17 protein-coding genes are annotated in these 10,863 nt (G+C 61.4%); 12 read left to right on the forward strand and 5 right to left on the reverse strand.

Annotated features, from left to right (window positions below):
- Positions 1 to 237 precede the first annotated feature (237 nt).
- The 3 genes from rplI to rpsF all read right to left on the reverse strand — a co-directional run bounded on the left by rplI (position 238) and on the right by rpsF (position 1,780).
- Positions 238 to 822 carry a 50S ribosomal protein L9 gene (gene rplI, locus LB565_RS25955; RefSeq protein ID WP_140756665.1) on the reverse strand — a complete coding sequence of 195 codons (585 nt, stop codon included), beginning with the start codon at positions 820 to 822 and terminating at the stop codon, positions 238 to 240.
- Positions 823 to 1,037: 215 nt separating this feature from the next.
- Positions 1,038 to 1,286, reverse strand: coding sequence for a 30S ribosomal protein S18 (gene rpsR, locus LB565_RS25960; RefSeq protein ID WP_006203718.1), 249 nt, complete (start codon positions 1,284 to 1,286; stop codon positions 1,038 to 1,040).
- Entirely contained in the window at positions 1,286 to 1,780 is a 495-nt protein-coding gene (gene rpsF, locus LB565_RS25965; protein ID WP_224512564.1) for a 30S ribosomal protein S6, read from the reverse strand. Before rpsF ends, rpsR begins: the two co-directional genes overlap by 1 nt.
- 375 nt (positions 1,781 to 2,155) lie before the next feature.
- Between rpsF and LB565_RS25970 the strand changes: the two genes are divergently transcribed.
- On the forward strand, positions 2,156 to 2,782 hold the full coding sequence (locus LB565_RS25970) for a class I SAM-dependent methyltransferase (RefSeq protein WP_224588936.1): 627 nt from the start codon (positions 2,156 to 2,158) through the stop codon (positions 2,780 to 2,782).
- A gap of 350 nt (positions 2,783 to 3,132) precedes the next feature.
- The gene (locus LB565_RS25975; RefSeq protein WP_224588937.1) at positions 3,133 to 3,339 is read left to right on the forward strand and encodes a DUF2188 domain-containing protein; all 207 of its coding nucleotides are present in this window, start codon (positions 3,133 to 3,135) and stop codon (positions 3,337 to 3,339) included.
- Positions 3,340 to 3,771: 432 nt separating this feature from the next.
- Here the strand turns inward: LB565_RS25975 and LB565_RS25980 are convergent, their stop codons facing one another.
- Positions 3,772 to 3,954: a hypothetical protein gene (locus LB565_RS25980; protein ID WP_224588939.1), complete on the reverse strand. Its 183-nt coding sequence runs from the start codon at positions 3,952 to 3,954 to the stop codon at positions 3,772 to 3,774.
- Positions 3,955 to 4,503: 549 nt separating this feature from the next.
- On the opposite strand from LB565_RS25980, the gene LB565_RS25985 reads away from it, so the two are divergent.
- The 7 genes from LB565_RS25985 (at position 4,504) to LB565_RS26015 (ending at position 7,310) form a co-directional block, all read left to right on the forward strand.
- Positions 4,504 to 4,869, forward strand: coding sequence for a hypothetical protein (locus tag LB565_RS25985; RefSeq protein WP_224588940.1), 366 nt, complete (start codon positions 4,504 to 4,506; stop codon positions 4,867 to 4,869).
- Positions 4,870 to 4,899: 30 nt separating this feature from the next.
- Positions 4,900 to 5,142, forward strand: a complete 243-nt coding sequence (locus LB565_RS25990) for a hypothetical protein (RefSeq protein ID WP_224588942.1) — start codon at positions 4,900 to 4,902, stop codon at positions 5,140 to 5,142.
- Positions 5,139 to 5,465, forward strand: a complete 327-nt coding sequence (locus LB565_RS25995; protein WP_224588944.1) for a hypothetical protein — start codon at positions 5,139 to 5,141, stop codon at positions 5,463 to 5,465. Before LB565_RS25990 ends, LB565_RS25995 begins: the two co-directional genes overlap by 4 nt.
- Complete coding sequence (locus LB565_RS26000) at positions 5,462 to 5,737, forward strand: DUF1488 domain-containing protein (protein WP_224588946.1); 276 nt, start codon at positions 5,462 to 5,464, stop codon at positions 5,735 to 5,737. The genes LB565_RS25995 and LB565_RS26000 overlap by 4 nt, the downstream gene beginning before the upstream one ends.
- An 83-nt stretch (positions 5,738 to 5,820) precedes the next feature.
- A complete protein-coding gene (locus LB565_RS26005) occupies positions 5,821 to 6,072 on the forward strand; it encodes a DUF982 domain-containing protein (protein WP_224588947.1) in 252 nt (83 codons plus the stop codon).
- 115 nt (positions 6,073 to 6,187) lie between these two features.
- On the forward strand, positions 6,188 to 6,343 hold the full coding sequence (locus tag LB565_RS26010) for a hypothetical protein (protein ID WP_224512577.1): 156 nt from the start codon (positions 6,188 to 6,190) through the stop codon (positions 6,341 to 6,343).
- Between the two features lie 193 nt (positions 6,344 to 6,536).
- Complete coding sequence (locus tag LB565_RS26015; RefSeq protein ID WP_224589009.1) at positions 6,537 to 7,310, forward strand: NYN domain-containing protein; 774 nt, start codon at positions 6,537 to 6,539, stop codon at positions 7,308 to 7,310.
- Positions 7,311 to 7,566: 256 nt separating this feature from the next.
- Here LB565_RS26015 and LB565_RS29910 read toward each other — a convergent pair whose 3' ends face one another.
- A complete protein-coding gene (locus LB565_RS29910; RefSeq protein WP_263488653.1) occupies positions 7,567 to 7,689 on the reverse strand; it encodes a hypothetical protein in 123 nt (40 codons plus the stop codon).
- A gap of 130 nt (positions 7,690 to 7,819) precedes the next feature.
- Here LB565_RS29910 and LB565_RS26020 point away from each other — a divergent pair, with 130 nt between their 5' ends.
- Genes LB565_RS26020 through LB565_RS26030 form a run of 3 tightly spaced genes read left to right on the forward strand, consistent with a single transcriptional unit; the run spans position 7,820 to position 10,610 of the window.
- Positions 7,820 to 8,398, forward strand: coding sequence for a TetR/AcrR family transcriptional regulator (locus LB565_RS26020; protein WP_224588956.1), 579 nt, complete (start codon positions 7,820 to 7,822; stop codon positions 8,396 to 8,398).
- Between the two features lie 40 nt (positions 8,399 to 8,438).
- Positions 8,439 to 9,737, forward strand: a complete 1,299-nt coding sequence (gene fabF, locus LB565_RS26025; protein ID WP_224588966.1) for a beta-ketoacyl-ACP synthase II — start codon at positions 8,439 to 8,441, stop codon at positions 9,735 to 9,737.
- A gap of 57 nt (positions 9,738 to 9,794) precedes the next feature.
- Positions 9,795 to 10,610, forward strand: coding sequence for an oxidoreductase (locus LB565_RS26030; protein ID WP_224588968.1), 816 nt, complete (start codon positions 9,795 to 9,797; stop codon positions 10,608 to 10,610).
- Positions 10,611 to 10,863 lie beyond the last annotated feature (253 nt).

Raw genomic sequence — 10,863 nt, forward strand, 5'->3', positions numbered from 1 at the left:
AATGTCCCCTCAGTCGGACCACCCGGTAACCGGACCTGGATGCCAAATCGAACCGCGCGGCGCATCGCCCGCGTCCAATCGACGCGCCACGCTGTAATGTGCACAAGATATAGGGTGACGAAAAGTTCCTTTTGGCACAAAAAAGCCCGGGTCGGAGACCCGGGCGTTGGTCCAGAAATCCTGGACGTGTGCGAGCCGAAGCGATGCCTCGGAAATTGTGCCGATCAGGCCCAGAGATCAGGCGTTCTCTTCGCCGCCTTCGAACTCGGCGTTCGGGTCGAAGAAATTCTCCGGCCGGGCGTTGTCGTTGATATCCTCGCCATAAATGGCTTCGGCGGTGGTCAGCGTCTCGCCCTTGGCCTGACGCTCCGCCTCATCGGCCGAGCGGGCGACGTTGAGCGTCACGGTGACTTCGACTTCCGGATGCAGCGCGATCGCCACATTGGACAGGCCGATGGTCTTGATCGGCTGGTTGAGCTCGATCTGGTTGCGGTTGACGGTGAAGCCCTCGGCGGTGAGCAGATCGGCGATGTCGCGGGTCGACACCGAGCCATAGAGCTGGCCGGTCTCGCCGGCCGAACGCACGACGATGAAGCTCTTGCCGTCGAGCGTCTCGGCGATCTTGGCGGCTTCAGACTTGCGCTCCAGGTTGCGGGCTTCGAGCTGGGCGCGCTGGCCTTCGAACTTCTTCTTGTTGGCTTCGTTGGCGCGCAGCGCCTTGCCCTGGGGGAGCAGGAAATTGCGGGCGAACCCGTCCTTGACCTTGACGGTCTCGCCCATCTGGCCGAGGCGGGAAATGCGCTCGAGGAGAATGACTTCCATGGTTTCGTTCCTTCGTCAGTGCCGCCGATCATTCGATCGACATTGAATGAATTGGAACAGGTCAGGAAGCTTGGTGCGGCGTTGCCGCTCTTGTCGCTGTCCTGCCTGTCTGGGCAGTTAGAGGCCGACTGGCCCCAACTCGGGATTTGATGCTCAACCCGACGCGCCCGTCGCGCCGGTGAAAAGAGCGGGCGGGGAGCCGCCCGCTCGAGAAATCAGCGAACCACGTAGGGCAGCAGGCCGAGGAAGCGGGCGCGCTTGATCGCCTTGGCGAGCTCGCGCTGCTTCTTCTGGCTGACGGCAGTGATGCGCGACGGCACGATCTTGCCGCGCTCGGAGATGTAGCGCTGCAGGAGACGCACGTCCTTGTAGTCGATCTTCGGAGCATTGGCGCCGGAGAACGGGCAGGTCTTGCGGCGGCGATGGAACGGACGCCGGGTCGGGATTTGGTTGATGTCGACCATTATTCTGCACCTCCTTCGACGCCTTCGCGCGGACGGCGCGGGCCACGGTCGCCGCCGTCACGGTCGCCGAACGAACGCGGGCCGCGGTCACCGCGGTCGCGATCGCCGAAGGAACGCGGGCCGCGATCGCCACGATCGCGGTCGCCGAAGCCGCCGCGCTCGGAGCGCTCTTCGCGCTTCTGCATCATCGCCGAAGCGCCTTCCTCATGCGCCTCAACCTTGATGGTCAGAAAGCGAAGGACGTCTTCCGACAGGCCCATCTGGCGCTCCATTTCGTTGAGCGCGGCCGGCGGGCAGGTGATGTCCATCAGCGTGTAGTAAGCCTTCCGGTTCTTCTTGACCCGATAGGTGAGGGACTTCAGTCCCCAGTTCTCGATCCGGCCGACCGAGCCGCCATTCGCGGTGATGACGCCCTTGTACTGTTCGACAAGCGCGTCAACCTGCTGCTGCGACAGGTCCTGCCGGGCAAGAAACACATGTTCGTAAAGAGCCATTATGTCTTTCTGCCTTTCTTCGTTTCTCTCACCGGCCCTCGCGGCTAAGCCTCTGCAACTTGTCTGACCCGGTCGCCAAGGCGCGGGGAAGAAAGGAGCATCACGAGACGGTCGAGAGCGGAGACACGGGAGGCTGGAAGCGCTTGTGGCTTCGTGTCGGGGTCTTGATGACCACGGCCCTCCGTTCAGCCCCCAGCAAGGACCGGCAGATTGCGGGCGTCTATATAGCAATTTCCAGCGAAGGCAAGGGCAGGTCGTGTGTCAGATTGAATTTCTGCTATGGCCGAGAAACAAGTCGCCACTACGTCACCAATGGCCGAAAAACGTGAATGCATGATGGGCGAAGGCCTCTCTTGCTGAGGGAGAAACGTTGGGATGAGCACCGACCGGGACACCGTGCGATCCTATGATGCGAACGCGGCGGGATATGCCGCCGAGGCCGCGACGATGCCCGAATGGGTCGCGGCCGAGATTGATGCTTTCGTGACCGAACTCGGCGGCTCGGGAAGAGTGCTGGAAATCGGAAGCGGTGGCGGGCGAGATGCACTCATGCTTGAGAAGCGGGGGATTAGCGTCCGACGCACCGACGTTGCGAAGGGTTTCGTCGAACTTCTTCGCAAGAGCGGCTTCGAGGCCGACCTCTTGGACCCGCTGACCGACGACCTGGCGGATCCGCACCGTCCCGGCATGCCGTACGATGGAATCTGGGCCTGTGCGTGTATGATTCACGTCGCGCGCGAGGATTTCGGCACGGTGCTGGGAAGACTTGCCGAAGCGACCAGGACCGGCGGCCGACTGCATGTCTCGGTCAGGGACGGCGACGGCGAGAATGTCTCGATAGGCGGCAGCGCCGCAGCGCCACGACGCTACGTCGAGACGTACTGGCGCGAGCCCGCCCTGCGGTCCGAACTGACAGACGCCGGCTGGACGGTCAGCGAGATACGTCGGTGCATGGGCAGGCCCGATGATTGGTGGCTGAGCGTTCGGGCGAGCCGTGCATGACGTCCATTGAGCTTCGGGCAGGCGGTGCGTCAGGTCGCATGTGGCAGGCGATCTCGAGCGACTACTACGCCGTCGAGGATCCGGCCAAGCTCCCCAAACGTCTTCCAGACGATCGCCAACAAATTCTCCAGGCTGCAGCTCACCAACTGACGGAGGTGGGCGACCGTTCGGCATTATGCGACTAGCTAATCGAGAGGGAAAGGCGCACAGTGCTCCGGCCTGACGCAGCAAGGACAGCCTTGCTAACGGCCGGATGTCCGAGACTTTATTTCAAGGCAGTTCCATAACGGTGCTGCAACCGCGGTCGTCCATCCAACTTTTTATTCTTTGGCATTGAAGAGGCGGCCAACATGGCAGGAGCGAGATACTATATATTCAAGGACGCTCACTGTTGGAAGATTGGCTACGACGGCAAGGAATATGTCTATAAGTCGAACGCGGATGCAGTCATGGCCGCGATCAAGGCTGCAAACGAAACTGCGTTGCACGGCTTCGAAGCCGAGGTGCTCGTTCAGGGAATAGACGGCAAGTGGCGCACGGAATGGTCCGGGGGATGAACGGACGTTCAAGCTGTCACTCGATCGCCGAGAGGAAATGAGCCTATGCCTCGCCTTTGAGGCGGCGGTCATTATAGACCAGACCAGCGCGGGCGCCTTCGATCAGTGCAAATACCGCCGCATGATGCTCAGCAGCCAATCGTGGAGGCTCATGTCTGCAGGTCGGCAACCATATTCTTTGATCGCAGTCCGCAGGGTCAACCGAACCAATTCCTCACCTGATTTGAGCGATCCGCCTCTATACTGTCGGGCTCTTGTTCGCAGGGTGCCGAGCAGATGCTGGTCACCTTGGCTGGACAACAGGTTGTGATCCGGACGCATTGATGGCCCTGCCTCTCGAGCGGAATGGAGCGAGGTCTCTGCCTCGGCTGTCAGCGTGCTTTGCCTGGTTGCGGAACGGAGGCTGCGTAGGCGCTCATGACGCCAATCGATTCAAAGCAGGCGATTGCGTTCCGCGAGTTCACGTGCCCGCCTCAGAGTGCCGTCGGTGTCGGCGATCCTGCGCCTTGCTGCTTCGTCGGTTCTGATGGTCAGCCGCGCCGACATAATCTTGGATGACTTGGCCACCGCCACGATCACGACGGGCGGGGTATCCGGTGTTTTCATGGTTCTCATGGGTATTCTCCCTTCAGGTGAAATGAATGCCGGGACCGCAGTCATCCGGACAATGCCGCGCATGACCGGGCCAGGGGCGCTAAACCGCAGTATCGGCCTTGCCGCGATCGCCGGATGTCTTGAATGCCGGGCTTGGCGCGGCTGTCGGGCGACCGAGTTTTAAGGGCAACTTCTTTCTTGTGGCGGAACGGGTGTGCATATCCTTTTATAGACGGCTTGCCGCGCGATAGCCAGGAGCACCGAAATTATTTACTGGTCCCAGCAAAATTATCTATGAAGATAAATTGCGAGACGCGAAAAAAATCTCCGAAAAGCAGCCGAGTTTTTGGTGCTTTTGAAATTTGTGTTTGAACTTTTATTTATCCGATGAAAATAAACGCTGTCGCGGCCTTGCCCGCAGTGGTCTTGGAGCGCATATATTAAATTCGTTGATTTGGTCGAGGTGGCTTTCGTTATGATAAAGCCTCGCCATCCGCCTTCCGAATTTTCGATAATGAAATGCATTGCGCCGCTTCCGGCGCTGCGGCTCGTCGAGGGACGGAGACAACCATGACCACACTTCTGCAACGCAACGCACGCCCTATCCAGCATGGCGCGCCGGCGCGCCTTTTCGACATCGGACAGGCGGTCCGGCTGAAGGGCGGCCTCGGCCTCGGTCCGAAGACGGGTGAAATCTACCGCGTCACCGGAACACTCCCGCCGAGGGGAAACTCGCCGCAATACCGCGTTCGCAGCGAAAGCGAGCCGCATGAGCGGGTCGTGACGGAAGACAGGCTGGAAACGGCCGGCGACGTGTCGGAGGACGGCATGATGCTCATCGAAAGGACATTCGGACATGGCCAAGGGACAGAAGCGCTCGAACCGCGAGACCAGAAAGGCGCCGCCGGGGTCCGTTCAAGGAAAGAGCAAGGCTGACGGCGGGATGTTTGTGCGCGACGGGCTCGGATGAAAGTCGTGATTGAATTCTATCGCGTCCGCGCGGCGGACGATGCCCACGCCGTCGTCGGCCGTGAAACTGTGGAAGCGGTCGATCTGGAAGCGGCAATCGAGATCGCGCGGCTTCTGGCAAGGACGCTGAACATGCCGCAATGGCCAGATGCTGTCGCGATTGCCGACGCCGACGGCGCGACGATCTATTCCGGCGTCATTGCCGCGCAGGCGGGCATGGACAAAGGGCCGACATCATGAACGCCGGCAACCAGCTCACCGATGCCGCTCGCAGCATCTGGGCTTGTCCGGACGAGCAAAATGCAAGCGGCGCTCAGGCATGCGAGTTTAGAGACCACCAATATGGCCGCCGCGTCGAGGCCGATCGTTCCTGGACCGTCTATCACGTCTTCACAGGCATCCCAGCGCATGTGAACGGTACCTCCATGATCGGGCTCAGCCGTTCGGAAGCGACGAACAAAATGCTGTCCCTCAACCTTCGCAACAGCGAACGCCGCAAGCAGAGGATCGCCGCGCGGCCAGCTCTTGCTGGCGTTCCTGAATTATCGGGAGACCAGTCATGACTTTAGCTTTTCCCAATCCCAGTCGCAGCTTCGATGAAGCGCGCAATGCCGTCTGCTTCATCGGCCATGACGGCATGTTTCGGGTCCGTTTCTTCATCGAGGCAGAGGCGTTGGCCAGATCCGGCGTTGTCCCGGGCGGAAAGGTGAGCACCGAGACGGCCTGTCTTTCGGCATTCGACGCCTTGCGGGCCACCATCCAAGACGTAGCCGGCAAGGCTTATGTCCGCAACCGCCGCGACTCCTACACCTTGACCGCCGCCGATTTCCGGTAGCGGCATCCGCAACGCGATCAAGGCCGGCTGAATAATGTTGCTGCCGCGCTCGTCTTTCGGCGCCGTCGGGCGTAGGGTGCACGATGGTTCACAAAAAATTCCGGGCTCCTGTGGTTGTCTACATCGCTGGCCCCACCGGTTTCACTCTCATTGAGTCCGTCGCACAGGCTTCGGATTTCCTGTTTGACCATTGGCCTGGAAACGACAGCCTGGCTTGGACTGACGCGATGAAGCGCTGCGCCGAAGATGGTGCTGGCGATGACGCGAGCGTCGCTTTCCTTGCCGCGCTTAAGAGTGCGGGGATCAGCTACGACCGCACGGTTGAGATTTACTGAGCTTGGCGACGGAAAGCGCGCGGTCTGATCTGCGCGCTTTCGGTTTTGCAACCGCCGTAGAAAACCGCGGCGGTGTCTCTCAAAACCTGCCCAATCCTGCATACGGAGATTTCGAATGGCGATGAAGCCGAACTATCGATACGAGCGGAGCCAACGAGACAAGGCCAAGGCGGCCAAGAAAGAAGCCAAGCTTGCCGGGAAAGCTGCGAAGGAGAAACCTTCATCCATAGAGCAGAAGGAAGCGCGGGAGCCCGCCGCTGACGAAAGCTGAGGCATGGCGATGACAAAGCGCGAGACAGACAACTTCGAAATCGACGTGGAATGTCCCCGTTGCCGCCATCAGGCAAAGACGCTTGTCGGCTGGATTCGCACTCACACCCAGATGGAATGCACGAACTGCGGCGACATCATTGACATTGAAAGCAAGAACTTCAGGTGGCATGAACAGCGCTAAGGAAAGCCCTATGACGCCATCCGAACCTCGGTCGCCGCGCCTTGCCGTTCTGATCGATGCCGACAATGCCTCGGCCAAGATTGCCGATGGGCTGTTCGAGGAGATCGCCAAGATCGGCGAGGCCAGCGTGCGTCGCATCTACGGCGATTTTTCCAGCTCGCGCTCGAAAGCGTGGGCCGACGTTCTTTCGAAGCACGCAATCATACCCCAGCAGCAGTTCGCCTACACCACAGGCAAGAACGCCTCGGACATCACGCTCGTCATCGACGCGATGGATCTGCTCCATAGCGGCCGGTTCGACGGTTTCTGCCTGGTTTCCTCCGACAGCGATTTCACCCGGCTGGCGGCCCGCATTCGTGAACAGGGCATCGACGTGTTCGGCTTCGGTGAGCAGAAGACACCCGAGAGTTTCCGCCAGGCATGCCGGCGATTTGTCTATACCGAGAACCTGCTGCCGTCTGCGCCCGGGAATGAGCCTGAAGCGATATCGAGCATGAAGCCATTGCAGCCGCCGTCAGCGGCCGTGCCGATCATCCGCAAAATCATCGCGCAGATGGAAAGCGAGGACGGCTGGGTTCCACTCGGTGCGGTCGGGACGCAGCTCGCCAATTTGGCTTCCGACTTCGATCCGCGTACCTTCGGCTTTCGCAAGCTGAGCGATCTCGTCCGCAAGACGAACGCGTTCGAAATCGACCGTCCCGAGGGCGGGACGTTGCGCATCAGAATAAAACCGGAGGCCGCGATCAAACCGCAGGCCGCGCGAAGGGGCAGGCGAAAGACCTGATCGGTGCGGCGCAGATATGCCGACGTCTTCGCAGGTTGGCCATCTATCGATCGCCGAGCTTTTCCATCTCCAGGTCCTGTTCGGTGCGCAACTGGTCGAGCAAATCGATCAAGGCCTTCGGGTGAGCCAGATCCGCGGGCCATGAACGTCTCGGCGCCAACTGCCGAAGCTTGACCGCCCGAGACCCGGTTTGGCTCATGCCTCATGAAGATCCTGCGCGCCCGCCGGGAGCGGCAGACGGCAGTCGTTGGACGGGTCAGTCCGGTAGCGCGTTGGCGCGCGGATGCATTGTGGCCTCGGTCGAGACCGTCACCTTCTCGCCGGATCGAGAGAACGCGTAGAGCGTGCCCCTGTAACTGCAGTCTAAAAACAGATCCATTCCGGGTCCGCGCAAGCCATCGCACCAATCGCGCGGCGGGCCGCCGGTTTCGCATCTTCCCTTGATAGATTGCGTTCGGTTTCTAAATGAGATATAGATTTAGAACGCAATCTAAATGTGGAGATCGACGATGCGCGTGAGCCGCATTCAGGCTGAGCAGAACCGGCAAACCGTGATCGATGTGGCCAGCCGCCTTTTTCGGGAGCACGGTTTCGACGGTATCGGCCTCAAGGATCTGATGAAGGGAGCCGGGCTGACCCAAGGCGCCTTTTACAAGCAGTTCGCGTCGAAGGCGGACCTCGCTGCACAGGCGTCCAAGCGGGCGATGGAGAGCGCTGCCGACAGATGGACGGCGGCGACCGCAGCGAATCCTGGCGATCCGCTTGGGGTGGTGATCGAGTTCTACCTCAGCATGGGCCATCGCGAAGAAAGGATGGACGGCTGCCCGGTCGCGGCGCTCGGCTCGGATGCCGCCAGGCAGGGGAGCGACGTCAAAGCGTCGTTCGAAACCGGGATCAAAGCATATCTTGAGGTCCTCGGCAGGATGATTGCCAGGACGGACGGCGAGCAAACCGATGAAAAAGCCATGGCTGTCCTCTCGACGATGGTCGGTGCGGTGGTGCTCTCGCGCGTCGTCAATGATCCCAGCCTCGCCCAGGCCTTCCTGGATGCGGCGGCCGAACAGGTTCGCGACACCGTCACCGTTTGAACGGCGCAGGGCCGGCGACTGGAGATCGATAGGAGAATAGATGCGACGGGTTGTTGTCACTGGCATGGGCGCGGTCACGCCCCTTGCCGCAGATGTCGAGACGTCGTGGTCGCGTCTCCTTGCCAGCCGCTCGGGCATTCGCGGGCTTCCCGACGAAATGGTCGAGGCCCTGCCGACAAAGATCGGCGGAACGGTTCTTTCCCTGGAGGAGGATCCTGAAGCTGGTCTCGATGCGAATGCCTTCCTGGCGCCGAAGGACCAGCGCAAAATCGACCGCTTCATCCTTTTCGCGCTGGCGGCGGCGGAAGAAGCGCTTGCCCAGGCGGGGTGGAAGCCGGTCTCGGAAAAGGATCGGCTTCGCACCGCGACCATCATTGCTTCAGGCATCGGAGGGTTCCCCGCCATAACCGAGGCGGTGCGGACCGTCGACCAGCGCGGCGTTCGGCGTCTTTCGCCGTTCACGGTGCCGTCGTTCCTGGTGAACCTCGCCGCGGGCCACATCACGATTCGTTACGGCTTCAAGGGTCACATCGGCGCGCCGGTAACGGCGTGCGCCGCCGGCATCCAGGCGATCGGCGATGCGGCACGTATCATCCGTGCCGATGAAGCCGACATCGCCGTGTGCGGCGGCACCGAAGCCTGCATGAATGTCGTCAGCCTGGGCGGCTTCGCGGCGGCGCGCTCGCTTTCAACGTCATTTAATCATCGTCCCGAGCAGGCCTCCCGTCCGTTCGACGTCTCGCGGGACGGCTTCGTCATGGGCGAAGGCGCCGGCATCCTGGTCATCGAGGAGTTGAGCCATGCACTGGCGCGCGGCGCACAACCGCTCGCCGAGGTCGTCGGCTACGGCACGACGGCGGATGCGCATCACGTCACTTCCGGTCCCGAAGACGGGGACGGCGCGCGCCGTGCCATGGAGATCGCGATTGCACAGGCCGGCATCTCACCGCGCGAGATCCGCCATCTCAACGCTCACGCGACCTCCACGCCGGTGGGCGACCTGGGAGAAATCGAGGCGATCAAAAGCGTCTTCGGCACGGATTTCTCCATAGCCGTCAGCGGAACCAAATCGGCGACCGGACACCTGCTGGGGGCTGCCGGCGGGCTTGGCGCGATCTTCACGATCCTGGCGCTCAGGGACCAGGTGGCGCCGCCGACCCTCAACCTGAGCGCCCCCGATCCGGCCGGCGACGGAATAGACTTCGTCGCAAACCGGGCCCGGCCGATGGAGATGGAATACGCGATCGCCAACGGCTTCGGCTTCGGCGGCGTCAACGCCAGCGCGCTGTTCCGGCGCTGGGACGGACACGGCGTGGACGGTCGAGCCGCTCGTGACTGACGCTTTTTGCTTCGGCCTTTCCTGCTTTTCCAGTCGAACCCAAAGAAAGTGATCTCCATGAATAGGACCAATCCTGGCGTCGCCATCGTCACAGGGGCATCCAGCGGAATCGGGCAGGTGACGGCCACGGCCTTGCAGAAGGCGGGCTATCGCGTCTTCGGAACCAGCCGTCGCGCAGTCCCCAAGAAAACCGACGGCACTACCATGCTGGCCTGCGACGTGACCGATGACGCGTCCGTGGTGAAGCTGGTCGATGAGGTGCTGTCTGATGCCGGGCGCATCGACCTGCTGGTCAACAATGCCGGCATAGGTCTGCTCGGCGGCGCGGAGGAATCCTCGTCTGCACAGGCCCAGGCTCTGTTCGACGTGAACGTCTTCGGCGTCATCCGGATGATCAACGCGGTGCTGCCGATCATGCGACGTCAAGGAAAGGGCAGAATCGTCAACCTGAGCTCGGTGCAGGGGTTCATCCCGGCGCCTTATTTCGCGCTTTATTCGGCGACCAAACATGCCGTCGAAGGCTATTCCGAATCGCTTGACCACGAACTGCGGCCGTTCGGAATTCGCGTCGCGCTGGTTGAGCCCGCCTACACGCGGACTTCGTTCGAAGACAACCTCGCCAAGCCGGATCGGTTGCTCGAGATCTATGACGCCGCGCGCGCCGGCATGATCGTAGCCGTGCGCAAGGCGATGGACAAAGGCGATGCGCCCGAAGTGGTGGCCGATGCCGTTCTGGCCGCTGCGACCGATCCAACTCCGAAGCGGCGCTATGCGGCGGGAAAGATAGCGCGCCGGGTCAGTGTCCTGCGCCGTTTCGTCCCCGCATCCGCATTCGACAAGAGCCTGCGAAAGCAGCTCCGACTGCCGGCCTGACCTGAATAGAGATCATCCGTTGTCGACATTGCAAGGGGGCAAATTAAAGACAATCACAGGCAGCGCCCCGAGAGGCTGACACCAGCCCGGTTCTCCAGCCGCATGTCGAGCAGCCTGACGCATCGCGTTGATCGGGGAATGCGGCTCCGCCAAAAGGGGCGGAATAGTGGCACGGGTAGGGCATTTTCTGGCGCGAGACATCACATTTCGGTTCAACCGGTTACCTATTCTGTGTTGCACTGCACCATGTTGT

The organism is Mesorhizobium sp. CA14 (genome assembly GCF_020165195.1).
Classification (GTDB): domain Bacteria; phylum Pseudomonadota; class Alphaproteobacteria; order Rhizobiales; family Rhizobiaceae; genus Mesorhizobium.

What these genes read in the sequence shown, in the direction of transcription:
- rplI (WP_140756665.1), bottom strand. Translation starts at nt 822, where the DNA reads ATGGAAGTCATTCTCCTCGAGCGCATTTCCCGCCTCGGCCAGATGGGC.
- rpsR (WP_006203718.1), bottom strand. Translation starts at nt 1,286, where the DNA reads ATGGTCGACATCAACCAAATCCCGACCCGGCGTCCGTTCCATCGCCGC.
- rpsF (WP_224512564.1), bottom strand. Translation starts at nt 1,780, where the DNA reads ATGGCTCTTTACGAACATGTGTTTCTTGCCCGGCAGGACCTGTCGCAG.
- LB565_RS25970 (WP_224588936.1), top strand. Translation starts at nt 2,156, where the DNA reads ATGAGCACCGACCGGGACACCGTGCGATCCTATGATGCGAACGCGGCG.
- LB565_RS25975 (WP_224588937.1), top strand. Translation starts at nt 3,133, where the DNA reads ATGGCAGGAGCGAGATACTATATATTCAAGGACGCTCACTGTTGGAAG.
- LB565_RS25980 (WP_224588939.1), bottom strand. Translation starts at nt 3,954, where the DNA reads ATGAGAACCATGAAAACACCGGATACCCCGCCCGTCGTGATCGTGGCG.
- LB565_RS25985 (WP_224588940.1), top strand. Translation starts at nt 4,504, where the DNA reads ATGACCACACTTCTGCAACGCAACGCACGCCCTATCCAGCATGGCGCG.
- LB565_RS25990 (WP_224588942.1), top strand. Translation starts at nt 4,900, where the DNA reads ATGAAAGTCGTGATTGAATTCTATCGCGTCCGCGCGGCGGACGATGCC.
- LB565_RS25995 (WP_224588944.1), top strand. Translation starts at nt 5,139, where the DNA reads ATGAACGCCGGCAACCAGCTCACCGATGCCGCTCGCAGCATCTGGGCT.
- LB565_RS26000 (WP_224588946.1), top strand. Translation starts at nt 5,462, where the DNA reads ATGACTTTAGCTTTTCCCAATCCCAGTCGCAGCTTCGATGAAGCGCGC.
- LB565_RS26005 (WP_224588947.1), top strand. Translation starts at nt 5,821, where the DNA reads ATGGTTCACAAAAAATTCCGGGCTCCTGTGGTTGTCTACATCGCTGGC.
- LB565_RS26010 (WP_224512577.1), top strand. Translation starts at nt 6,188, where the DNA reads ATGGCGATGAAGCCGAACTATCGATACGAGCGGAGCCAACGAGACAAG.
- LB565_RS26015 (WP_224589009.1), top strand. Translation starts at nt 6,537, where the DNA reads ATGACGCCATCCGAACCTCGGTCGCCGCGCCTTGCCGTTCTGATCGAT.
- LB565_RS29910 (WP_263488653.1), bottom strand. Translation starts at nt 7,689, where the DNA reads ATGGATCTGTTTTTAGACTGCAGTTACAGGGGCACGCTCTACGCGTTC.
- LB565_RS26020 (WP_224588956.1), top strand. Translation starts at nt 7,820, where the DNA reads ATGCGCGTGAGCCGCATTCAGGCTGAGCAGAACCGGCAAACCGTGATC.
- fabF (WP_224588966.1), top strand. Translation starts at nt 8,439, where the DNA reads ATGCGACGGGTTGTTGTCACTGGCATGGGCGCGGTCACGCCCCTTGCC.
- LB565_RS26030 (WP_224588968.1), top strand. Translation starts at nt 9,795, where the DNA reads ATGAATAGGACCAATCCTGGCGTCGCCATCGTCACAGGGGCATCCAGC.